Consider the following 23,334-nt stretch of genomic DNA (forward strand, 5'->3'; position numbering starts at 1 on the left):
GAGCACCGCGATGGAGACCTTGCGGGACATTCTGGACGCCGCCGCGCGGGGCGTCTTTCCGCCGGCGGACGGCCGTACGACGGTCGTGCCCCAGCCCTCACCCCGGGACGCGGGCGTGATCGCCTTCACCGGCCACTCCGTCGCCCTCACCGACGAGGACCCCGGCTGGGTGCACGCCACCCTGGACGCCCTGGACCGCGACGCGCTCGCGGCGACGATGAACACCCGCTTCCTGGCCGCCTTCATGGAGCGGACGGGACGCACCACGGACACGGTCGACGTGATGACGGTGGGCGCGCCACTGGCGGGCGAGCCGTCCCTCGCATGAGCGAGATCCGCGATCCAGGGCATCCGAGGGTCGCCCGTTCCCGAGGCGCCGTGACGACGTGCGGGTGTGGGCCACCGAGGGCGGCGTGCTGGTGCTGGGGCGCGGCATCGCGGGGCGGCTGGAGGCCGCGGTGGAGGTGGCGGAGGCGGTACGGCACCGGGGGCTGGGGCGGGCCCTGGCGGCGGCGCGGCACCTGGGCGGGGGCGCGCCGGTGTGGGCGCAGATCTCCCCGGGGAACGCCCGCAGTCTGCGGGCGTTCCAGGCGGCCGGCTGCCGGCCGGTGGGGTCGGAGGCGCTGCTCAGTGCCAGGCCTCGTAGTGCGGGTTGCTCTCGCAGTCGCTCATGATCTCGACCTTGGTGGCCTTGTCCACCGGGCAGACGCCGATGATGTACTTCCGGTCGATACCGCCTGGGAAGGCCACCTCGACCTGGTCGGCCCACTTGTGGGTGTCACCGATGGTCCGGTTGACGTCGATGCCGCCGGGGGCGTCGATGTAGTAGTTGTAGCCAGACTTCCACCACTTCTTGTACAGGTCGTGGTCGTACGTCGTGGACACGAACGGCGAGGGCTGGTTGACCAGGACGTAGCTCTCCAGGTCGTACTGGCCGTCGACCGTGTCCCTGGGGCGGAAGCCCTCCTCGAAGACGACCTGGGGGGCGCGGCTGTCGGCGCGGTACAGGGTGCCGCAGGCGGTGCGCCAGGCCGGTTCGGGCGTGATCCGGGCGACGTCGACACGGCGGTCGGCGGCCGCCTTGATCTTGTCGTCGTACTGGACGGGACAGGCGGCCGGGGCAGGGGCGGCGGCCACGGCGGCGGCGGCCGGGACGGGGGCATCGGGGACGGAGGCCTCGGGGACGGCGGCGGCCGAGGTCGTGAAGACGGCCGCGAGGGTCAGGACGGCGGCAGCGGCCCGCCGCCGCAGGCGAGTTGTGATCATGAGTGCACAATTCCCGCCTCACGGCCCAAGGTTGCGGATCGTCACCCGTACGGCGGCGTGTTGGGTGAGGTGCTCCTACCGTTCAGCGGTCCGCGACCCGCATCTCGAACCAGGTGGTCTTGCCACGGGGTAAGAGGTCCACGCCCCAGCGGTCCGCGAGCTTGTCGACGAGGTACAGGCCCCGGCCGCTGACGTCCAGCTCCTGGACCGGCATCAGGCAGGGCAGCCCCCGGGAGGGGTCACGGACCTCGATGCGGATCCAGCCCCGGCGGCGGCGCATCCGGAGGCCGAAGACGCGGGCGCCGGTGTGCCGGACGGCGTTGCCGACGAGCTCCGAGACCAGCAGGACGGCGTCCTCGGTCATCTTGGCGGACAGGCCCCACTGACGGAGGACGACGACCTGGGCGAGCCGGCGCGCCGTGGCCGCGGACTCGGGGCGGGACGGCAGCTGGACCTCCGCCTCCGTGGGGTTGCCGAACAACTCCAGCGCCTTGAGCGCTCGTTCGTCCTCGACCGCCGGCGACCAGCGCGCCGCGGTCGTACGGCCGCGTCCTTGCGGCTGTTCGATGCCCTCCAGCCCCGCCATGCCCCCATCATGGCCGCCCGGCTTGTCCCGCGGGGCCGATCCTGTCGAATACGCCCCCCTCGGGGCATCGTTCCCGGCACTCCGTCCGGCATATGCCGCGGGCAGTTCGGAGGCCTCAACAGCCCCTCTGACCTGCGGAGAAGGGTCGACTGATGGCAATGGACGGACTCCCTCGACAAGGCAGGCTTAAGGCTGCCTTAAGGCTTCCATAAACCGCCCCATCGAGGGACCCGGATCAGACACCGCGTCAATTGCAAGCCCTGACACGGAGATTCAGAGGAACTTGGCCTTGCCCGGCCCCTCCTCGACGAAACTGCGCATCCCGCGCTCGCGGTCCTCCGTGGCGAACAGGCCCGCGAACCAGTTCCGTTCGACGGTGAGGCCCGTGTCGATGTCCGTCTCCAGGCCCGTGTCGATCGACTCCTTCGCCGCGCGCAGCGCCAGCGCCGGGCCCTGTGCCAGCTTCGCCGCCCATGTGTGCGCGGTGTCGTACACCTCGGCGGCGGGGACCACCCGGTCCACCAGGCCGAGGGTCAGCGCCTCGTCCGCCTTGACCATGCGGCCGGTGAAGATCAGGTCCTTGGCCTTGGACGGGCCGACCAGGCGGGCCAGCCGCTGGGTGCCGCCCGCGCCCGGGATCAGGCCGAGCAGGATCTCCGGCTGGCCCAGCTTGGCGTCGTCCGCGGCGATGCGGTAGTCCGCGCAGAGGGCGAGCTCGCAGCCACCGCCGAGCGCGTACCCGGTGACGGCGGCGACGACCGGCTTGGGGATGCGGGCCACGGCCGTGAAGGCGTCCTGCAGGCCGCGGGCGCGCAGGACCATGGCCGTGTGGTCCATGTTCTGCATCTCCTTGATGTCCGCGCCGGCCGCGAACACCTTCTCGCCGCCGTACAGGACGACCGCGCGCACGTCGTCGCGGCGCGTGGCCTCCTCGGCGAGCTCCCTGAGCCGGTCCTGCGTGGCGATGTCCAGCGCGTTCATGGGCGGGCGGTCGAGGCGGAGGGTGCCGACGCCCTCGGCGACTTCGAGATTCACGGTCATGGCAGCAGGTTAACGGGGACTAACGGCAGCCGGGCCGGTGCGGTCGGTCACACTCCGCCGGTGCCAGGAGGTTGCCCCACGACGTCGGGCCCGGCGCGATCCGTCGCACCGGGCCCGCGCGTGGCAGGAGGTCAGGCCTTCCACTTCTCCCAGGACATGTTCCAGCCGTTGAGCCCGTTGTCCGGGTCCACGATCCGGTCGTTGGAGTTCTTCACGACGACCACGTCGCCGACCATCGAGTTGTCGAAGAACCAGGCGGCCGGAGCGCCCTTGTCCCAGCCGCCGCGCGCGTCGCGCAGGCCGATGCAGCCGTGGCTCGCGTTGTAGTTGCCGAAGGCGCCGCCGGCCCAGTAGTTGCCGTGCAGGAAGGTGCCGGAGGTGGTCAGCCGCATGGCGTGCGGGACGTCCTTGATGTCGTACTCGCCGCCGTAGCCGACCGTCTCGCCGTTCATCCGGGTCACCACGTGCTTCTCGCTGATGACCATCTGACCGTTCCAGGTCTCCATGCCGGCCTTGCCGGTGGTGACCGGAATGGTCTTGACGACCTTGCCCTCCCGCATGACCTTCATCGTGAGCTTCTTGGCGTCGACGACGGAGACCTGGTCGCGGCCGATGGTGAAGGAGACGCTCTTGGCCTGCTCGCCGTAGACACCGGGGCGGCCCTCGACACCGTCGAGGTTGAGCTTGACGGTGACCTTGGTGCCGGCCTTCCAGTACTCCTCGGGCCGGAAGTCGAGCCGGTCGTTGCCGAACCAGTGGCCCTCGACGTCGACGGCCGGTTCGGTCTTGATCTCGATGGCCTTCTCGACCTGCTCGGGGTTGGTGATGCCCCGGGTGAAGTTGAGGGAGAAGGGCATTCCGACGCCGACCGTGGAGCCGTCCTCGGGGGTGAAGTGCCCGACGAACGTGTTCTGCGGCGTCAGGGTGGTGAAGCTGGAGGACTCGGCGGCCTCGCGGCCCGCGGAGTCCTTGGCGACCGCGTGCACCTGGTACTTGGTGGCGGCGGCCAGATGGATGGACGGCGTCCAGCTGGCGCCGTCCTCGGCTATCTCACCGGCTATCTCGGTGCCCTTGGCGTCCTTGACGACGACCTCGGTCAGCTTGCCCTTGGCCGCGGTGACCTTCAGCGCCCCGCTGGTGTCGACGGACTTCGCGCCGTCCTTGGGGGCTATGGTCACGGCCGCCTCGGACTGCTTGCTCTCCGCGGTGGCCGAGCCCTTGCCCTTGCCGTCCCCGGCCCCCGCGCCGGAGCCCTCGGAGTCCGAGCCGCCACCGCACGCCGTGACGGTCAGCAGCAGGATCCCGGCGGCCAGTGCCAGGCCCTTGCGTCCGCGCCCGCCGCGCGCGTCAACCGACGCCCCCGATATCGGTCGCACTTTCAACTTGTCTCCCCTCAACGGGCCCCGGACCGGGCCCTCATCGGGCCCCGTCGGGCCCGCTCCCCTGCGCGTCCCGCGCGTTCGGCGCATATTAACCACATGGTCGGCGCGGTCGAGGCCGCGCGATTGTCACCGTTCAGTCCCAACCTCGACCGGCCGCCACGGAACACCCCGCCCCCCGGCAGGCTCACTTCAGAGCACTGCCCGCTTTCCACTCCTTCCACCCCATGTTCCAGCCTCCGAGCCCGTTGTCGGGAGCGACCTGTTTGTCATCGCTGTTGACGACCTCGACGACGTCACCGACCAGACTGCGGTCGAAGAACCAGCCCGCCGGGGTGTCCGAGCTGCCGCCCTTCTCGTCCCGCAGGCCGACGCACCCGTGGCTGACGTTCGCCTCGCCGAAGGTGGCGGCCGACGCCCAGTAGTTGCCGTGCAGGAAGGTGCCGGTCTCGGTGAGGCGCATGGCGTGCGGGACGTCCTTGATGTCGTACTCGCCGCCGAAGCCGACCGTGCTGCCGTTCATCCGGGTCACCTCGTACATCTCGGTGACCACCATCTTCCCGTTGTACGTCGGATGCTTGGGCGCCCCCGCGGTGATCGGCACCGTGCCGAGCAGCTCGCCGTCCCGGCGCACCTGCATGGTGTGCTGCTCCGCGTCGACCAGCGAGACCTGGCTGCGGCCGACGGTGAAGGTGACCGTCCGGTACTGCAGCCCGTAGACCCCGGGCGCGCCCTCGACGTCCCTCAGCCGCAGGTCGACGGTGACCTCGGTGCCGGGTTCCCAGTACGCCTCGGGGCGGAAGTCGAGGCGGTCGCGGCCGAACCAGTGCGGGCGGATCTCCACGGGGGGCTCCGAGGAGACGCGCACGGCCCGTTCGACGGCGGCCCGGTCGGTGATCTCCCGGTTGAAGCCCAGGCTGACGATCATGCCGGTGCCGACCACCGAGCGGTGCTCCGGGGTGACGTACGCGATGAAGCGCTCCTCGGGGACGTAGGTGGTGAAGGTGGTGTGCCGGGCGGAACGGTGGCCGTCGCCGTCCACGGCCACCGCGTCGACCGCGTATCCGGCGGCCAGCGCGAGCCTGCCGTCGTCGGGCCGCCAGCGCCGGCCGTCCGCGGAGATCCGGCCCGGGACCGGCTGTTCCTCCGCGTCCTGGGTCCTGACGACCCGCACCGACTCCAGGCGCCCGCTGGTCACCTGTACGGACAGCGTCCGGCCGGGACGGACACCCTTGTCGCCGTCACCCGGCGAGACCGCGATGACGTCCTCGGGGGCCCGGGGTTTGCCGAGCGAGCCGAGCCCGCTTCCACCGTCCGCGGTGCAGCCGACGGCCCCGGCCAGCAGCCCTGCCCATGTCAGTAGGGCGGCCAGAGCGGCCCCCGCGCGCCGCGCGCGCCCATGTACGTGCCTCACGGACGTGTTCAACGACCGGGCCCGCCCTGGGGAAACGTGAGTGCGACCCAAGCTCTGGGCAGAACAGTGGGGAGGACGACGGGGCGGGCTCCGCGGAAGGGACGCCGCGGGCCACGGCCGACGTCGTCGACACGAGCCGCGGGAGGCTGACAGGTGTCCAGCGCAGCCGAGCAGGAGACGGTGGCCGGGCAGGGCGGACGCCCGGCCGCCGCGTTGAACGGCGCGCCGCGCGCGGCGCCGGCCGCCACGGTGGCCGTGTGGCCGGGTGCGTCGACACCGCTGGGGGCCCGGTTCCGGGTCGGCCCGGACGGGGTGGCGGGCACCAACTTCGCACTGTGGGCGGGTGGGGCGGAGGCGGTGGAGCTGTGCCTGTTCGACGAGGACGGCACGGAGCGACGCCATCGCCTCAGCGAGCTGACCCATGAGATCTGGCACGGCTTCGTGCCGGAGGTGATGCCGGGGCAGCGCTACGGCTACCGGGTGCACGGCCGGTGGGACCCGTGGACCGGCGGCCGGTGGAATCCGGCGAAGCTGCTGCTGGACCCGTACGCGCGCGCGGTCGACGGCGACTTCGGGCTGCCGCCGGAGGTCTACGGACATGTCCGGGACTGGCCGCAGCAGCAGGTCGCGGACACCGTGCGCGACGAGCGGGACTCGGCGCCGTACGTCCCGAAGGGCGTCGTCGTGCATGACGACGACGACTGGGCGGACGACCGCCGGCCGAAGACGCCCTGGGCGGACTCGGTGATCTACGAGCTGCATGTGCGCGGCTTCACCAAGCTGCACCCGGGGATTCCCGAGGAGCTGCGCGGCACGTACGCGGGGCTCGCCCACCCGGCGGCGATCGACCACCTCACGCGGCTCGGCATCACGGCCGTCGAGTTGCTGCCCGTGCACCAGTTCGCGCACGAGGACCATCTGCTGCGCCGGGGCCTGAGGAACTACTGGGGCTACAACTCCATCGGCTACTTCGCCCCGCACGCCACGTACGCCGCGTCCGGCACGCGCGGGCAGCAGGTCGGGGAGTTCAAGCGGATGGTGCGCGCGCTGCACGCGGCCGGGATCGAGGTCATCCTCGACGTGGTCTACAACCACACCGCGGAAGCGGGCGAGCTGGGCCCGACACTGTCCCTGAAGGGCATCGACAACCGCGGCTACTACCGCCTCCAGTCCGACGCCCGCCGCTACGCCGACTACACCGGCTGCGGGAACACGCTGCACGTCGTCCAGCCGCACGTGCTGCGCCTCATCACCGACTCACTGCGCTACTGGGTGACCGAGATGGGCGTGGACGGGTTCCGGTTCGACCTGGCGGCGGCGCTCGCGCGGTCCATGCACGACGTGGACATGCTGTCCCCCTTTCTCGCCGTCATCGCGCAGGACCCGGTGCTGCGGCGGGTCAAGCTGATCGCCGAGCCCTGGGACGTCGGTTCCGGCGGCTACCAGGTGGGGGCCTTCCCACCGCTGTGGACGGAGTGGAACGACCGCTACCGCAACGCCGTGCGGGACTTCTGGCGGCACGCGCTGCCGGACGTACGGGAGATGGGGTACCGGCTGTCGGGCTCCAGCGACCTCTACGCCTGGGGCGGCCGGCGGCCGTACGCGTCGGTCAACTTCATCACCGCGCACGACGGCTTCACGCTGCGGGACCTGGTCTCGTACGAGCGCAAGCACAACGAGGCGAACGGGGAGGGCAACCGGGACGGCACGAACGACAACCGGGCGTGGAACTGCGGGGCGGAGGGCGAGAGCGGCGAGGAGGGGGTGCGGGCCCTGCGGCGCAGGCAGCTGCGCAACCTGCTGACCACCCTGCTGCTGTCGACGGGCGTGCCGATGCTGGTCGCGGGTGACGAGCTGGGGCGCACGCAGCGCGGCAACAACAACGCCTACTGCCAGGACAACGAGATCAGCTGGCTGGACTGGGACCTGCTGCACGAGCCGGGCTGGAAGGCCCTGTTCGACCTGACGGCCCGGTTGATCGAACTGCGCCACCGGCACCCGGTGCTGCGGCGGCGGGCGTTCTTCTCCGGCCGGGCCCACTCGGCGGACGGGCTGCGGGACCTGGCGTGGTTCACCCTGCGGGGCACGGAGATGACGGAACGGGACTGGTACGCGCCCGCGGCCACGCTCGGCATGTATCTGTCGGGCAGGGACATCCCAGGCCGCGACGAGCGGGGGGCGCCGATCGTCGACGACAGCTTCCTCGCCGTGCTGCACGCCGGGGAACGGCCGGTGAGCTTCGTCCTGCCGGGGCCGCCGTGGGCGGAGCGCTACGAGGTCGTCGTCGACACGTCGCAGGAGGAACAGGCGGCGGCGCCCGGGGTGACGTACCCCGCGGGGCAGGCGATCACGGTGGCGGGACGGTCGGTGCTGCTGCTGAAGGTCGGCTGAGGCGACGCCCCTCGAACGCGCAGGTCGTAGGTCCATCGACGGACGGTGGTCCGGTCAAAACTCGGTGGGCGTTGTCAGTGCCGATCCGTAGGCTCGCTCCTGATGCCCACGACACGTGCCACCTCGCCCGGAGACCGCTCCGCCGTCCGCTCGCTGCTGCGCCTGTGGCCCTATGTCAGGCCGGTGCGGGCCCGTCTGTTCACCGCCGCGTTCGTCGCGATAGTCGCGTCCTGCGTCGGGTTGGTGATCCCGCTCGTGCTCAAGTGGCTCGTGGACGGGCCGATCGCCGGGCGGGACCCGGCGGGCGTGTGGCTCGGCGCGCTGTTCCTGCTGCTGCTCGGGCTGGGCGAGGCCGTGCTGTTCGGGCTTCGGCGGTGGCTGGTGGCGCGCCCGCTGGCGGGGGTCGAGGCGGCGATGCGGGCGGATCTGTACGGGCGTCTTCAGCGGCTGCCGGTGGCGTTCCACGACCGGTGGGCCTCGGGCCAGTTGCTCTCCCGGGGAACGACCGATCTGATGCTGCTGCGCATGTTCCTGGCCTTCCCCCTGACGTTCTTGCTGGTCAACGGGGTGACAATTCTCGTCGGCGTGATCATCATGCTGGTGCAGGACCTCACGCTGGGGCTGGTGATCCTCGGGCCCGCGGTGCCCGTGATCGTCAGCTGCGCGATCTTCGAGAAGCGGTACGCCGAGGTGGCGCGGCGCGCGCAGGACCAGGTCGGTGATCTGACGACGGTGGTCGAGGAGGGCGTGCTCGGCATCCGCATCATCAAGGGGTTCGGGCGGCACCGCACTCAGGCGCGGGCGTTCCGGGAGCTGGCGCGGACGCTGCGGGGGACGGAGCTGACGAAGGCCCGGCTGCTCGCGGCGATCCTGAGCGTCATCGTGACGCTCCCGGAGGTGGCGATCGGGGCGGCGCTGGTGCTGGGGGCCGTGCAGGTGGCGGACGGAGATCTGTCGGCGGGGACGCTCGTGGCCTTCCTGTCCACGGCGCTCGCCCTGCGGTGGCCGGTCGACTCGATCGGCTTCCTGCTGGCGATGAGCCAGGAGGCGGCGACGGCCACCGAGCGGTACTTCGAGGTGATGGACGCGGAACCGGAGACGGCCACCGCACCGGCGAGCACGGTGAAGGACGCGCCCGAGAGGGGGCTTCGCTTCCACGCCGTCAGCTTCCGCTATCCCGACGCCCCCACCGGCTCCCCACCCGTCCTCGCCCACATCGACCTGCACATCCGTCCCGGCGAGTCCATGGCTCTCGTCGGCGCGACCGGCAGCGGCAAGACCACCCTCACCGCGCTCGTCCCCAGGCTGCACGAGGTGACCGGGGGCCGGATCACGCTCAACGGCGCCGACATCGCCACCATGTCCCGCGAGGAGCTGCGCACCAGGGTCGCCATCGCCTTCGAGGAGCCGACGCTGTTCTCCGCGAGCGTCGGGGAGAACGTCCTCATGGGCGCCCCCGACGGGGCCGGGGACGCCGATCTGGACCGCGCCCTCGCGGTCGCCCAGGCCGAGTTCACCCACGGGTTGCCACAGGGCACGGACACCCAGGTCGGCGAGCAGGGCCTGAGCCTGTCCGGCGGTCAGCGGCAGCGGCTCGCGCTGGCCAGAGCGGTGGTGGGACGGCCGGAGTTCCTGGTCCTGGACGACCCGCTGTCGGCGCTGGACGTGCACACCGAGGCCGCCGTGGAGGCGGCGCTGCGCGAGGTGCTGGCCGGCACCACCGCCCTGATCGTGGCGCACCGCCCGTCCACGGTGCTGCTCGCCGACCGGGTCGCCCTGCTGTCCGGCGGCCGGATCACGGCCGTCGGCACCCACCACGAACTGCTCCGCGACAACGCCGAGTACGCCCATCTGATGTCCGGGACGGAACTGGAGGCAGCCCGGTGACCGCGTCCACATCCACCCCCGCCCCCGTCACCGACGAGGAGCCGCGGGATGCGCCCAAGGCGGGCGACCCGTTCGACAAGGACGTCCTGCCCGCCCCGCCCGGCGCCACCGGGACGCTGCTGAGGTCCCTGCTCGCGCCGATGAAGGCCCGGGTCGCCCTGACCACCCTCCTGCTGTTCCTGCAACAGGCGGCCGTGCAGGCGGGCCCGCTGCTGGTGGCGTACGCCATCGACCACGCCGTGCCCGCGTTCCGCGCCCACGACCAGGGGCCGCTGATCGCGGTGGCGGTCGGCTATCTGCTGTGCGCGGCCGCCTCCGGCGGGCTCCAGTACGCCTTCGTCGTGACCTCCGCCCGGGTCAGCCAGGACGTGCTCCTCGATCTGCGCGGCCGGATCTTCCGGCACGCGCAGGCGCTGAGCGTCGACTTCCACGAGCGCTACACCTCGGGCCGGCTGATCTCCCGTTCCACCACCGACGTCGAGTCGCTGCGCGAGCTGCTGGAGGAGGGCCTCCAGGAGCTGGTGATGGTGATCCTGTCCTGTGTCTACGTCGCGGCGATCCTGCTCTGGCTCGACCTGGGCCTGGGCACGGTGGCGGTGGCGTCGTTCGTGCCGCTGTGGTGGCTCGTACGGCTGTACCAGCGGCGGGCGCGGAAGGTGTACACGACGCGTTCGACGGCGATCGCCGCGGTGATCGTGAAGTTCGTGGAGACGATGAACGGCATCCGCCCGGTGCGCGCGTTCCGCCGGGAGGCCGCCAACGACGCCGAGTTCCGGGTGCTGAACCGGCGGCACGAGCGGACGAACGGCGACGCGCTGCTGGAGATGGCCCGCTACGTCGTCGGCTCACGGATCGTCGGCAACACGGCGGTCGCGCTGATCGTCCTGTGGGGCGCGTACCGCGTCGCGGACGGCACGCTGGCCCTCGGCGTGCTCGCGGCGGCGGTGCTGTACCTGCGGCGGATGTACGACCCGATCGACCGGTTCGGCATGTTCCTCAACTCCTACCAGTCGGCGGCGGCCTCGCTGGAGAAGATCGCCGGGCTGCTCGCCCAGACGCCGTCGGTGCCGGAGCCGTCCGCCCCCAGGGAGCTCCCGCCGCTCGCCTCCGAGCACCCCGGCCGCGAGGTCGTCTTCGACGGCGTGCGGTTCGCCTACCGCACCGGCGGCGAGGTGCTGCCCCGCTTCGACCTCACGATCCCGGCCGGGCAGACGGTCGCGGTCGTCGGCTCGACCGGCGCCGGCAAGTCGACGCTGGCCAAGCTGCTGGCCCGGTTCTACGACCCGACCGACGGGCGGGTGCTCCTCGACGGGGTCGACCTGCGCGAGCTGGCCGTGCCGGAGCTGCGGCGCGGGGTCGTGATGGTGACGCAGGAGTCGTTCCTGTTCTCCGGCACGGTCGCCGAGAACATCGCCATCGGGCGGCCCGACGCGAGCCGTACGGAGATCGAGGGCGCCGCCAAGGCGATCGGCGCGCACGACTTCATCGCCGCGCTGCCCGACGGGTACGACACGGACGTCCGCAAGCGCGGCGGCCGCATCTCGGCCGGTCAGCGCCAGCTCGTGGCGTTCGCGCGGGCGTTGCTCGCGGACCCGGCGGTGCTGATCCTCGACGAGGCGACCAGTTCGCTGGACATCCCGGGCGAGCGGGCGGTGCAGCGGGCGATGGCTACCGTGCTCAGGGGGCGTACGGCCGTCGTGATCGCGCACCGGCTGTCCACGGTGGAGATCGCGGACCGGGTGCTGGTGATGGAGCACGGCCGGATCGTGGAGGACGGCAGCCCGGCCGAACTGGTCGCGGGGGCGGGCCGGTTCGCGGGGCTGCACCGGGCGTGGCAGGACAGCCTGGCGTGAAGAGGGGCACAGGGCACGGGAAGCGAGCAGTGCGGTGATCGACGCGTACGAGGACCCCGGCACACCCGACAGCCGGGGTCCCGCCCGCTACCTGTGGTGGCTGGTGCGCAGCCAGCCGGGCCGCTCGGCCGCGGGGGCGCTGTTCGGGATCGTGTCGCTGGCACTGCCCGCGGTGGTGCCGTACCTGCTGGCCCGCGCGATCGACGACGGCCTGGAGCCCGGTGACCGGGCCGCGCTGCTGGGCTGGGCGGCGGCCGTGCTGGCGGCCGGGGCGCTCGACGCCTGGCTGAACATCGCCCGGCACCGCACGATGACCCGGGTCCGGATGGACGCCAACTTCCGCACGGTCAAGGTCGTCGTGGGGCAGGCGGTCCGGCTCGGCGCCTCGCTGCGCCGACAGGTCGCGGCCGGGGAGGTCGTCACGATCGGCGTGGGCGACGTGCAGACCGTCGCCACCTCCCTGACGGTCGTCGGCCCTGGCGTCGGCGCGGTCGTCGCGTACGGCGTCGTCGCCGCGCTGCTGCTCGCGGTGTCGCCGCTGCTGGCCGCGGTGGTGCTGCTGGGCGTGCCGGTGACCGGCGTCCTGGCCGGGCCGCTGATGGGCCGTCTCCAGGGCACCGAGACGGCGTACCGGGAAGCGCAGGGCGCGCTGACCGCGCGCATCGGCGACATGGCGGGCGGGCTGCGCGTGCTGGGCGGGCTCGGCGGCAAGGAACTGGTCGCCGGTGCCTTCCGCCGGGACTCACGGCGGCTGCGCGACGAGGGGTACCGGGTCGGCGCGGTGACCAGCTGGATCCAGGCGCTCGGCCTCGGCGTGCCGCCGGTGTTCCTGGCCGTGGTGACCTGGCTCGCGGCCCGGCTGGTGGCCCAAGGATCGATCACCGTGGGCGAGTTGGTGTCGGTCTACGGCTATGTCGCGGTGCTGGTGGTGCCGGTGGCGTACTTCCTGGAGTTCGGCCAGCAGGTCAGCCGGGGGCTGGTGGCCGCCCGCCGGATCGTACGGTTCCTGCGCCTCGACCCGCTGGACGGTGACGGGGGGCACGACGCCCCGGCCGAGCCGTCCGCGCTGCACGACCCGGAGTCGGGCGTGCGGGTGCTGCCGGGGCGGCTCACCGCGCTGGCCTGCGAACGCCCGGCCGACGCGGCGGAGATCGTCGACCGGCTCGGGCGGTACACGCCCTCTGACGCGATCTGGGGCGAGGTACGGCTGGACGCGATCGCGCTCGCCCAGGTGCGGGAACGGATCCTGGTCGCGGACCACGAGGCCGACCTGTTCGCGGGAACCCTGCGCGAGGTGGTCCTCGGGCGGCGGGCCGACGCCGGCGACGCGGCCGTCGCGCGGGCCGTGCGGGCCGCCGCGGCCGACGACATCGTGCGCGGGCTGCCGGACGGGCTCGACGCGCGGATCGACGCCCAGGGCCGGAACCTCTCCGGCGGTCAGCGCCAGCGGGTGCGGCTGGCGCGGGCGCTGCTCGCCGATCCCGAGGTGCTGCTCGCCGTGGAACCCACTTCCGCGCTCGACGCGCACACCGAGGCGGCGGTGGCGCAGCGGCTGCGGGACGCCCGCGAGGGCCGTACGACCGTCGTCACCACCACCTCGCCGCTGGTGCTGCACCGGGCGGACACCGTGCACTTCCTGGTGGACGGCAAGGTCGAGGCCAGTGGGACCCACGAGGGACTGCTGGCGTACGCGCCCGGGTACCGGGCGCTGGTGGCCCGCGACACGGAGGCCGACACGGACACCGGGTCCGGCATCGGCGCCGAGGAGGCCGTGCGATGACTTCCGGGCATGCGTCGAGTGCCACGGCCGAGCGCGCGGGCCGGTTGCCGATCGCCGGGCCCGCCGAGGTGCGGCGGGCCCTGACCGGGCTGGTCCGGGCCGACGGGCGGGTCTTCGCCGCCGTGCTGACGCTGAACGCGCTGGCCGCCGGGGCGGGGCTGGCCGGGCCGTGGCTGCTGGGTCTGATCATCAACGAGGTCCGGGCGGGCGGCGGCGTCGATGTCGTCGACCGGCTGGCGCTGGCGCTCGTCGGGTGCGCGCTGGCGCAGTTGCTGCTGTCGCGGTGGGCGCGGTACGCCGGGCACCGCTTCGGGGAGCGGACGCTGGCGCGGATCCGTGAGCGGTTCGTCGACCGGGCGCTGTCGCTGCCCGCGTCGGTGGTGGAGCGGGCCGGCACCGGTGATCTGACGGCCCGGGGCACCGCCGATGTCACCGCCGTCGGCACGACGTTGCGGGACGCCGGTCCGGCACTGCTCATCGCCTCGTTGCAGGTGCTCTTCCTGTTCGGCGCGGTCGTCGCGCTGGACCCGCTGCTGGGTTGCTGCGCGCTGCTGGGCTGGCTGGGCATCTGGTTCCCGCTGCGCTGGTACCTGCGCCGGGCGCGCTCCGCCTACCTCGACGAGGGTGCGGCCACCTCGGAGGTCGCCGAGGTCCTCGCGGCCACGGCGGCCGGCGCCCGCACGATCGAGGCGTTCGGGCTGCAGAAGCACCGGATCGCGGCGAGCCGGGACGCGCTGGCTCAGGCGCGGCGCACCCGGCTGCACACCCTCCGGCTGCGCAGCGTGTTCTTCCCGGCGGCGGACTTCGCGTACGCCTTCCCCGTGGTGGCCGTGCTGCTGGTCGGGGGCTTCCTGCACGAGCGGGGGACGGTGACCCTGGGGGCGGTGGTGGCGGCCGCGCTGTATCTGCGGCAGGTCACCGAGCCGCTGGACACGATCCTGGTCCGGGTCGAGCAGTTGCAGATGAGCAACGCCTCCTTCGCCCGGGTGGAGGGCCTGGCGCTGGCGCCCCGGACGGCTCCGGCCGACTCCCCCGACCCGGACGGCAACCGTATCGACGTGACCGGCGTGCGCTACTCGTACGACCGGGGCGGCGAGGTACTGCGCGGCGTCGACCTGACGATCCGGCCCGGCGAGCGGCTCGCGGTCGTCGGACCGTCGGGTGCGGGCAAGTCCACGCTGGGCAGACTGCTGGCCGGCGTCGACGCGCCCGGCGCGGGCAGTGTGACGGTGGGCGGGGTGCCGGTCGCCCGTCTGGGGCCGGAGCGGCTGCGCCGCCAGGTCGCGCTGGTGACGCAGGAGCACCACGTGTTCCTGGGCACGGTCCGCGACAACCTGCTGATCGCCGAACCGGCGGCCACGGAGGCGCGGTTGTGGACCGCCCTCACCGCGGTCGGTGCCGACGCCTGGGTGCGCGAGCTGCCCGGCGGGCTCGACGCCGAGCTGGGCACGGGAGGGATGCGCACCGACGGCTCGCAGGCCCAGCAACTCGCCCTCGCCCGCGTCGTGCTGGCCGACCCGCACACGCTGATCCTCGACGAGGCCACCGCGCTGCTCGACCCGGCGACCGCCCGGCACACCGAGCGCGCCCTGGCCGCCGTGCTGCGGGGCCGTACGGTCGTCGCCATCGCGCACCGGCTGCACACCGCGCACGACGCGGACCGGGTGGCGGTGATGGAGTCGGGACGGATCACCGAACTCGGCACGCACGACGAGCTGGTGGCGGCGGACGGAGCGTACGCGCGGCTGTGGCGGACCTGGCACGGGGAACGGACCGGGTAGAAAGCCGTCCCGTTCGCATACCGAACGCGAACTCCCGGACAACGAACCGATTCCGGCCAAATTCTTGACGCGCTCCTGACAGGTCTGGCGCGTGGTGTCACGCTTCTCACGGCCACTCCACAGCAACCCCACCTCCATGCCGCTGTGTTGTTCCCGTGGTCCGTGCACCTGGTTTCGCGTTCTGCCCGGACGGCCTGTTCGCCGCCCGGATCTCCCCTGGCCGCGTGACCCGCGGCCACGCAGAAGGAGTCAGTGTTGAGAAGCAGTTCCTCATCGAGCAACGGTTCCTCCCACAGACGCACCCCCCGCGTTGCGGCCGTCGCCCTTGTCGGCGTCGCCGCCTTCCTCGCCGCCGCCGTGCAGTCCGGCGCCGCGGCGGCCACCCCGGACAAGGCGCCGTCGGCGTCGGCGAAGGCCGACCCGGGCTCCCTGCCCGTCAAGCTCACTCCGGCCCAGCGCGCGGCGCTGATCCGCGAGGCCGACGCCGGCAAGGCGGACACGGCGCGGGAGCTGAGCCTGGGTCCCCAGGAGAAGCTCCTCGTCCGGGACGTCACCAAGGACGCCGACGGCACGGTCCACACCCGCTACGAGCGGACCTACGCCGGCCTGCCGGTCCTCGGTGGTGATCTGGTCGTCGAGACGTCGAAGGCCGGCGCCACCGAGAGCGTCACCAAGGCCACCCGCGCCACCATCGAGGTGCCCTCGCTCAAGCCCGCGATCGCCGGGGCGCAGGCCGAGCGGCAGGCGCTCGGCGCAGCCCGCGCCGAGGACGCCAGGAGCCCCGAGGTCAGCGGTGAGCCCCGCAAGGTCGTCTGGGCCGCGAACGGTGAGCCGACGCTCGCCTACGAGACCGTCGTCGGCGGCCTCCAGCACGACGGCACCCCGCAGGAACTGCACGTCGTCACCGACGCCACCACCGGCGAGAAGCTCTTCGAGTGGCAGGCGGTCAGGAACGGCACCGGGCACACGGTCTACAGCGGCACGGTGCCGCTCACCACGACCCAGTCCGGGTCGACGTACAACCTCACCGACGGCGCCCGCGGCAACCACCGCACGTACAACCTGAACCGCGGCACCTCCGGCACCGGCACGCTCTTCTCCGGACCGGACGACGTCTGGGGCAACGGCACCGCGTCCAACGCGGAGTCGGCCGGCGCGGACGCCCACTACGGGGCCGCGCTGACCTGGGACTACTACAAGAACGTGCACAGCCGCAACGGCATCCGCGGCGACGGCGTCGGCGCCTACTCGCGGGTCCACTACGGCAACAACTACGTCAACGCGTTCTGGTCCGACAGCTGCTTCTGCATGACCTACGGCGACGGGTCGGGCAACGCCAACCCGCTCACGTCGATCGACGTGGCCGCCCACGAGATGACCCACGGCCTGACCTCGGCCACCGCGGGCCTCATCTACAGCGGCGAGTCCGGCGGCCTCAACGAGGCGACCAGCGACATCTTCGGCTCGACCGTCGAGTTCTACGCCAACAACTCCTCCGACGTCGGTGACTACCTCATCGGCGAGGAGATCAACATCAACGGCGACGGCACGCCGCTGCGTTACATGGACAAGCCGAGCAAGGACGGCGCGTCGAAGGACAACTGGTACTCGGGCATCGGCTCGATCGACGTGCACTACTCGTCCGGTCCCGCGAACCACTTCTTCTACCTGCTGAGCGAGGGCAGCGGCGCCAAGGTCGTGGGCGGCGTCAGCTACGACTCGCCGACCGCGGACGGCCTCCCGGTGACCGGCATCGGCCGGGCCAAGGCCGAGCAGATCTGGTTCAAGGCGCTCACCACCAAGTTCACCTCCACCACCAACTACGCGGCTGCGCGCACCGGCACGCTGGCGGTCGCCGGTGAGCTGTACGGCACGACGGGCGCCGAGTACAAGGCGGTGCAGGACGCCTGGGCGGGTGTCGCGGTCGGTTCGCGTCCCGGCGGCCCGGGCGGCGGAACCTCCTTCGAGAACACCGCCGACGTGTCCATCCCTGACAACGGGGCGGCCGTGACCTCCCCGATCGCCGTGACCGGGCGGGCGGGCAACGCCCCGGCCAACCTCCAGGTCGCCGTGGACATCGTGCACACCTGGCGCGGTGACCTGGTGATCGACCTGCTGGCCCCGGACGGGACGGCGTACCGCCTGAAGAACTTCAGTTCCTCGGACTCGGCGGACAACGTCAACGCCACCTACACCGTCAACGCCTCCTCCGAGGTCGCCAACGGCACCTGGCGGCTGCGGGTGCAGGACCAGGCGGCACGGGACACCGGCTACATCAACAGCTGGAAGGTGACGTTCCCGTAAGCCAGTTCGTGACGGCGGCACCCGGCGGGCAGTCGACGCCGGGTGCCGCCCTACTCTTGGCCGCATGTCGTTCACGTACGAGGATGTCGGCGCGACCCGCGAGACGGGTTTCTGCCCACCCGGCTTCCACCTCCTGCATGTGCGCACCCGCATCGGCGAGGGCGAGCGGGTGTTCCGCCGGGCCGCCGACGCCGTGAGCACCTGGGAGATGCACCGCGCGGCGGGGCTGGGCGTCGAGACCGCCGCGGACCGCGCCGCCCCCGGCGTCGACGTCACCCTCACCCTCGCCGGCGTGATCAAGGCTCCCTGCCGCGTCGTCTGGACGGTCGCCGAGTACCGCCGCGCGGGCTGGGCCTACGGCACGCTGACCGGCCACCCGGAGTGCGGCGAGGAGGCGTTCGTGGTGGAGCGGACGGGGGACGGCACGGTGTGGCTGACGGTGTCGGCGTTCAGCCGCGCCGCGAAGTGGTACGTCCGGGCGGGCGGCCCGGCGAACCGGGGGTTCCAGACGGCGTACGCGCGGCGGTGCGGGAAGGTACTCCGCCAGCTGTGTGAGCCGGAGAACGAGTACTGAGTACCGGGAGCCCCTCCCGCACCGCGCGGCGCGTCAGCGCAGCAGCACCCCCGCCCCCTCGACCACGTCCTGCGACGGCACCGCCACCAGTCCCAGCTCCGCGCCGGTCGCCAGCAGCCGGTGCGCGGGCAGGATCCGCACCGTGTAGCCGTACGGCCCCGTCCGGTCCAGGGCCAGCGGGCCCTCGTACATCCAGCGCCCTTCGAGGTCCGGTCCGCCCGCCGGTTTCAGCGGGACCGCGGTGGCGTCGGCGATGTGGTCCTCGGGGTCCACGCGGCCGGAGACCGCCTGGACCTCCACGTCGTCGGGGGCGAGGTCACCGAGGGCGACCCGGACGCGGAGGGTGAGGGTGGAGCCGAGCTCGGCCGTCGCCGTTGTCGCGGACGTCTCGACGTGGTCGACCCGCACGCCGTGCCAGGACCGGCGCACCCGGTCCTTCCACTCGGCCAGTTCGCGGGCCGCCTCCGCCGCCATCGTGCGGTGGGCGCGGGCCGCGGGGGCGTACAGCCGCTCGACGTACTCGCCGACCATGCGGCCCGCCAGCACCTTCGGGCCGAGCAGCATGAGCGTCTGACGGACCATCTCGATCCAGCGGTCGGGCAGTCCGCCGGTGCCACGCTCGTAGAAGCGGGGGGTGATCCGCTGTTCGAGCAGGTCGTACAGCGCCGCCGCCTCGATGGCGTCACGGCGGTCGGGGTCCGTGCCGGCGCCGTCCGCGGTCGGGATCGCCCAGCCGAAGTCGGGCTGGAACCACTCGTCCCACCAGCCGTCCAGCACGGAGAGGTTGAGGCAGCCGTTGAGGGCCGCCTTCATGCCGCTGGTGCCGCAGGCCTCCAGGGGGCGCAGGGGGTTGTTCAGCCAGATGTCGCATCCGGGGTAGAGCTTCTGCGCCATCGCCATGCCGTAGTCGGGCAGGAAGACGATCCGGTGCCGTACCCGCGGGTCGTCCGCGAACCGGACCAGCTCCTGGATGAGCCGCTTGCCGCCGTCGTCGGCCGGGTGCGCCTTGCCCGCGACGACGATCTGGATCGGCCGCTCCGGGTGCAGCATCAGATCCATCAGCCGGTCACGGTCACGCAGCATCAGCGTCAGACGCTTGTACGAAGGGACGCGCCGCGCGAACCCGATGGTGAGGACGTCGGGGTCGAGCACCCCGTCGATCCAGCCCAGCTCGGCCGTCCCCGCCCCGCGCTGCCGCCAGGAGGCCCGCAGCCGCTCGCGTACCTCGGTCACCAGCTGTTCGCGCAGCTCTCGGCGGAGCTCCCAGATGTCCTGGGCGGGGATGTCCGCGACGGCGTCCCAGCGGTCCCCGCCGGCGCCGGTGAAGGCGTCCTCGGCGCGCTGGGCGCCGACCTGCCGGGCACCGAGCCGGAACACCTCGGGGGCGATCCAGGTCGGCGCGTGCACTCCGTTGGTGACGGAGGTGATCGGCACCTCGTCGGAATCGAACCCGGGCCAGAGCCCGGAGAACATCCCGCGGCTGACGTTGCCGTGCAGCAGGGAGACACCGTTGGCGCGCTGGGCCAGGCGCAGCCCCATCACGGCCATGTTGAACAGGTTGGGCTCCCCGCCCGGGTACGTCTCCATGCCGAGCCGCAGGATGCGCTCGACGTCGATGCGCGCGAGCTCGGCGTCGGGCCCGAAGTGCCGGGCGACCAGCTCGCGGTCGAAGCGGTCGATGCCGGCGGGGACCGGGGTGTGGGTGGTGAAGACCGTACCGGCGCGGACGGCCTCAAGACCGGAGTCGAAGTCGAGCCCGGCGTCGCAGAGTTCGGCGATCCGCTCCAGCCCGAGGAACCCGGCGTGCCCCTCGTTGGTGTGGAAGACCTCTGGCTCGGGATGCCCGGTGAGCCGGCAGTACGTCCGCACGGCCCGCACACCTCCTATGCCCAGCAGCATCTCCTGCAGCAGCCGGTGCTCACTGCCGCCGCCGTACAGCCGGTCGGTCACGCCCCGCTCGCCGAGGTCGTTCTCCTCGACGTCCGAGTCGAGCATCAGCAGCGGGACCCGGCCGACCTGGGCCAGCCAGATCCGGGCGCGCAGCTGTCGCCCGCCGGGAAGGGCGAGGGTGACCTGGGCGGGCGGGCCGTCCTCCTCCTTGAGCAGGACGACGGGCAGCTCGTTGGGGTCGAGGACGGGGTAGTGCTCCTGCTGCCAGCCGTCCCGGGAGAGGGTCTGCCGGAAGTAGCCGTGCCGGTAGAGCAACCCCACCCCGATCAGCGGTACGCCGAGGTCGCTGGCCGCCTTGAGGTGGTCTCCGGCGAGGATGCCGAGTCCGCCGGAGTACTGCGGCAAGGCCGCCGTGATGCCGAACTCCGGGGAGAAGTAGGCGACGGCGGCGGGCAGGTCACCGGGCTGCGCCTGGTACCAGCGGTCGCCCGTGACGTAGTCGCCGAGGTCACCGGCGACGGTGGTCAGCCGGCGCAGGAAGCGGCGGTCCTCGGCCAGCTCGGCGAGCCGCGCGGGCGGGACGCTGCCCAGCAGCCGCACCGGGTCGCCGCCCGAGGCGGCCCACCGCTCCGGATCGACGGACTGGAACAGCTCGCGCGTCTCCGTGTGCCAGGACCAGCGCAGATTCCGCGCGAGATCACTGAGCGGCCGAAGGGGTTCGGGGAGAACGGGTCGGACGGTGAATCGACGGATCGCCTTCACATTCCACCTCGTCAGCGTGCGGAGAAGGACGCACAGCGGTGTGCGTCCCGTCATCGATGTCGACGGTAGTGGCTACCCGGCGCCGCCGTGGCCGACTCCGGGCGCGCCCCTGGAACGACCTTCATCCGCCCCTGATGGGCGATATGGCCGATTCCGCACGCACACGCGTCCTTGTAGTGGTTCCGCCCGCACGAGAAGCTGCCGAACGGCGTACCGCCGGCGCGTCCACGCGGCGGCGGGCGACGGGTCCGGGAGGGGGAACGCAGAGGATGACATGGACGCGATCATGGCGTCTGCGCCGAGCGGGAGGCCTGACCGCGGTGGCGTGCGCCGTGGTCCTCTCGGCCGGGGTCCCACCCGCGCAGGCCGCACCCCAGGGGCGGACAGCCGGTGCCGGAGCACCCGGTTCCGTCAGCGGCAGTTATGTGGTGACGCTCAAGGGGGGTACGACGGCCTCCTCGGCGGATGGAAGGGGGATCGCCGGGGAGTACGGGGTGAGAATCAGCCATATTTACGACACTGTGCTGAACGGGTTCGCCGTACGGGCCGACGAGGGGCAGGCGAGGCGGCTCGCGGCCGATCCGCGGGTCGCGTCCGTGGTCCAGGACACCCGGGTGGCCGCCGGGTACACCCAGAAGGACCCGCCGTCCTGGGGGCTGGACCGCGTCGACCAGCCGAGTCGGCGGCTCAACCGGCGTTACACCGCGCCGGACTCGGCGGGGAGCGGCGTCACGGTGTACGTGATCGACACCGGGATACGCATCACCCACAAGGAGTTCGGCGGGCGGGCCGGCTACGGCTGGGACTTCGTCGGCGGGGACAGGTCCGCAGGTGACGGCAACGGACACGGCACGCACGTCGCCGCCACCGTCGCCGGCCGCAGCCTCGGCGTCGCCAGGAGGGCCAGGGTCGTCGCCGTCCGCGTGCTCGACAACGCGGGCGAAGGGACGACCGCCCAGGTCATCGCCGGGATCGACTGGGTGACCAGGCACGCCCGCAAGCCGGCCGTCGCCAACCTCAGCCTGGGCGGCTCGCACCACGCCCAACTGGACGCCGCCGTACGCAAGTCCATCGCCTCCGGCGTGACCTACACCGTCGCCGCGGGCAACGACGGAGCCCCGGCCGGGCGCTACTCGCCGGCGGGCGTCCGTGAGGCGATCACCGTCGGCGCCACGAACCGCACCGACACCCGGCCCTCCTTCTCGAACCACGGCCCGGCACTGGACCTCTTCGCGCCGGGCGTGTCGATAACCTCCGCTAGCCATCGGAGCGACACCGCCAGGGCCGCCCTCTCCGGTACGTCGACGGCGTCACCGCACGTGGCGGGCGCCGCAGCCCTTTATCTGGCGGGTCACCCGAAGGCCTCGCCGGCGCAGGTCTCCAGGGCGCTGGTGGCGGGCGCCGTCTCAGGAAAGGTCTCCGCGCCGGGCCCCGGTTCACCGAACGAACTTCTTCAAGTACCGCGGCCGTAGCGGCACATTCGAGACCTGGTGCAAGCATCGGCCCCGTTCGTCCGGAACGGGGCCGGTCTTGTGCGTAGACATACGCGTGAGTAGTTAACAAAGTGCCGGATTGCCCACCCGAATAGGGTGGGAAGGCTCCTGCGGTACGCCCCACAGGCACACCCGCGCACGACCACCTCCCCACCAGCCATCCGCCACCCAGTTGACGCGGAACGGAGCGGTGATGCCCGCAACGCACCACTCGTCAGCACCTCCGACAACCAGTACCGAGAGCACGCAAGCACCACCCGTGCGCCCGGCCGACGCCGGTCCGCCGGCCGCGGAGCCACCCTCCGCGGACGAGAGCACCGCCGTCGGGCGCATACCGGTCCTCGACGTCCGCCCGGTCGTCCAGCACGGGCGCCGGCCCGCGAAGGCGGTGACCGGCGAGACGTTCGAGATCTCGGCCACCGTCTTCCGTGAGGGTCATGACGCGGTCGCCGCCAACGTCGTGCTGAGGGATCCGGACGGTCTGCCCGGCCCATGGACGCCGATGCGCGAACTCGCCCCCGGCACCGACCGCTGGGGCGCCACCGTCACCGCCGGCCGGGCCGGCCTGTGGACGTACACCGTGGAGGCGTGGGGCGACCCGGTCAGCACCTGGCGCCACCACGCCCAGATCAAGATCCCCGCGGGGATCGACACGGAACTGGTCCTGGAGGAGGGCGCGCGGCTGCACGAGCGCGCCGCCGAAGGAACGCGCGACGCCGAGCGGTCCGTGCTGCTCACCGCCGTCGCCGCCCTGCGCGACGAGGCCCGCCCCGCCGCCTCCCGGCTGGCCGCCGCGCTGACGCCGGAGGTGGACGCGGTGCTCGCGCGGTATCCGCTACGGGAGTTGGTGACCGCGTCGCAGCCGCTGCCGCTGCTGGTGGAGCGGGAGCGGGCACTGTTCGGGTCCTGGTACGAGTTCTTCCCCCGCTCCGA

Annotated in this window: 15 protein-coding genes and 1 pseudogene; 10 read left to right on the plus strand and 6 right to left on the minus strand. The window is 72.5% G+C overall.

The window, feature by feature from the left end:
- Positions 1 to 10: 10 nt before the first annotated feature.
- A pseudogene (locus tag AB0O67_RS19215) lies at positions 11 to 674 on the plus strand (GNAT family N-acetyltransferase).
- Here AB0O67_RS19215 and AB0O67_RS19220 read toward each other — a convergent pair.
- The 5 genes from AB0O67_RS19220 to AB0O67_RS19240 all read right to left on the minus strand — a co-directional run bounded on the left by AB0O67_RS19220 (position 628) and on the right by AB0O67_RS19240 (position 5,686).
- Complete coding sequence (locus tag AB0O67_RS19220; RefSeq protein ID WP_365451526.1) at positions 628 to 1,266, minus strand: ADP-ribosyltransferase; 639 nt, start codon at positions 1,264 to 1,266, stop codon at positions 628 to 630. The pseudogene AB0O67_RS19215 and the gene AB0O67_RS19220 overlap by 47 nt on opposite strands.
- Positions 1,267 to 1,348: 82 nt before the next feature.
- Positions 1,349 to 1,852, minus strand: coding sequence for an ATP-binding protein (locus AB0O67_RS19225; RefSeq protein ID WP_365451528.1), 504 nt, complete (start codon positions 1,850 to 1,852; stop codon positions 1,349 to 1,351).
- Between the two features lie 273 nt (positions 1,853 to 2,125).
- A complete protein-coding gene (locus tag AB0O67_RS19230; protein WP_365451530.1) occupies positions 2,126 to 2,893 on the minus strand; it encodes an enoyl-CoA hydratase-related protein in 768 nt (255 codons plus the stop codon).
- A gap of 131 nt (positions 2,894 to 3,024) precedes the next feature.
- Positions 3,025 to 4,275 (minus strand): Ig-like domain-containing protein, encoded by a 1,251-nt coding sequence (locus tag AB0O67_RS19235; RefSeq protein ID WP_365451532.1) that lies wholly within the window; start codon positions 4,273 to 4,275, stop codon positions 3,025 to 3,027.
- A 184-nt stretch (positions 4,276 to 4,459) separates the two neighbouring features.
- Complete coding sequence (locus AB0O67_RS19240; protein WP_365451534.1) at positions 4,460 to 5,686, minus strand: Ig-like domain-containing protein; 1,227 nt, start codon at positions 5,684 to 5,686, stop codon at positions 4,460 to 4,462.
- 153 nt (positions 5,687 to 5,839) lie between these two features.
- On the opposite strand from AB0O67_RS19240, the gene glgX reads away from it, so the two are divergent.
- The 7 genes from glgX (at position 5,840) to AB0O67_RS19275 (ending at position 18,256) form a co-directional block, all read left to right on the plus strand.
- Positions 5,840 to 8,077 (plus strand): glycogen debranching protein GlgX, encoded by a 2,238-nt coding sequence (gene glgX / locus AB0O67_RS19245; RefSeq protein WP_365451536.1) that lies wholly within the window; start codon positions 5,840 to 5,842, stop codon positions 8,075 to 8,077.
- Between the two features lie 102 nt (positions 8,078 to 8,179).
- Positions 8,180 to 9,964: an ABC transporter ATP-binding protein gene (locus AB0O67_RS19250; protein ID WP_365451538.1), complete on the plus strand. Its 1,785-nt coding sequence runs from the start codon at positions 8,180 to 8,182 to the stop codon at positions 9,962 to 9,964.
- Positions 9,961 to 11,817: an ABC transporter ATP-binding protein gene (locus tag AB0O67_RS19255; protein ID WP_365451540.1), complete on the plus strand. Its 1,857-nt coding sequence runs from the start codon at positions 9,961 to 9,963 to the stop codon at positions 11,815 to 11,817. Before AB0O67_RS19250 ends, AB0O67_RS19255 begins: the two co-directional genes overlap by 4 nt.
- A 34-nt stretch (positions 11,818 to 11,851) precedes the next feature.
- Positions 11,852 to 13,597: an ABC transporter ATP-binding protein gene (locus AB0O67_RS19260; RefSeq protein WP_365451542.1), complete on the plus strand. Its 1,746-nt coding sequence runs from the start codon at positions 11,852 to 11,854 to the stop codon at positions 13,595 to 13,597.
- Positions 13,594 to 15,378, plus strand: coding sequence for an ABC transporter ATP-binding protein (locus tag AB0O67_RS19265; RefSeq protein ID WP_365451544.1), 1,785 nt, complete (start codon positions 13,594 to 13,596; stop codon positions 15,376 to 15,378). The genes AB0O67_RS19260 and AB0O67_RS19265 overlap by 4 nt, the downstream gene beginning before the upstream one ends.
- A 255-nt stretch (positions 15,379 to 15,633) precedes the next feature.
- A complete protein-coding gene (locus tag AB0O67_RS19270; protein ID WP_365451546.1) occupies positions 15,634 to 17,682 on the plus strand; it encodes a M4 family metallopeptidase in 2,049 nt (682 codons plus the stop codon).
- A gap of 64 nt (positions 17,683 to 17,746) precedes the next feature.
- Complete coding sequence (locus AB0O67_RS19275) at positions 17,747 to 18,256, plus strand: DUF1990 domain-containing protein (RefSeq protein WP_365451548.1); 510 nt, start codon at positions 17,747 to 17,749, stop codon at positions 18,254 to 18,256.
- 33 nt (positions 18,257 to 18,289) lie between these two features.
- Here the strand turns inward: AB0O67_RS19275 and AB0O67_RS19280 are convergent, their stop codons facing one another.
- A complete protein-coding gene (locus AB0O67_RS19280; protein ID WP_365451554.1) occupies positions 18,290 to 20,908 on the minus strand; it encodes a glycosyltransferase family 1 protein in 2,619 nt (872 codons plus the stop codon).
- 269 nt (positions 20,909 to 21,177) lie between these two features.
- On the opposite strand from AB0O67_RS19280, the gene AB0O67_RS19285 reads away from it, so the two are divergent.
- Together AB0O67_RS19285 and AB0O67_RS19290 are read left to right on the plus strand one after the other, a co-directional pair.
- A complete protein-coding gene (locus AB0O67_RS19285; RefSeq protein ID WP_365451550.1) occupies positions 21,178 to 22,380 on the plus strand; it encodes a S8 family peptidase in 1,203 nt (400 codons plus the stop codon).
- 214 nt (positions 22,381 to 22,594) lie between these two features.
- The coding region (locus AB0O67_RS19290; protein WP_365451552.1) for a maltotransferase domain-containing protein at positions 22,595 to 23,334 on the plus strand (740 nt) is incomplete at its 3' end.

It is taken from the genome of Streptomyces sp. NPDC086077, from assembly GCF_040686175.1.
Taxonomy (GTDB): domain Bacteria; phylum Actinomycetota; class Actinomycetes; order Streptomycetales; family Streptomycetaceae; genus Streptomyces.

What these genes read in the sequence shown, in the direction of transcription:
- AB0O67_RS19220 (WP_365451526.1), bottom strand. Translation starts at nt 1,266, where the DNA reads ATGATCACAACTCGCCTGCGGCGGCGGGCCGCTGCCGCCGTCCTGACC.
- AB0O67_RS19225 (WP_365451528.1), bottom strand. Translation starts at nt 1,852, where the DNA reads ATGGCGGGGCTGGAGGGCATCGAACAGCCGCAAGGACGCGGCCGTACG.
- AB0O67_RS19230 (WP_365451530.1), bottom strand. Translation starts at nt 2,893, where the DNA reads ATGACCGTGAATCTCGAAGTCGCCGAGGGCGTCGGCACCCTCCGCCTC.
- AB0O67_RS19250 (WP_365451538.1), top strand. Translation starts at nt 8,180, where the DNA reads ATGCCCACGACACGTGCCACCTCGCCCGGAGACCGCTCCGCCGTCCGC.
- AB0O67_RS19265 (WP_365451544.1), top strand. Translation starts at nt 13,594, where the DNA reads ATGACTTCCGGGCATGCGTCGAGTGCCACGGCCGAGCGCGCGGGCCGG.
- AB0O67_RS19275 (WP_365451548.1), top strand. Translation starts at nt 17,747, where the DNA reads ATGTCGTTCACGTACGAGGATGTCGGCGCGACCCGCGAGACGGGTTTC.
- AB0O67_RS19285 (WP_365451550.1), top strand. Translation starts at nt 21,178, where the DNA reads ATGACATGGACGCGATCATGGCGTCTGCGCCGAGCGGGAGGCCTGACC.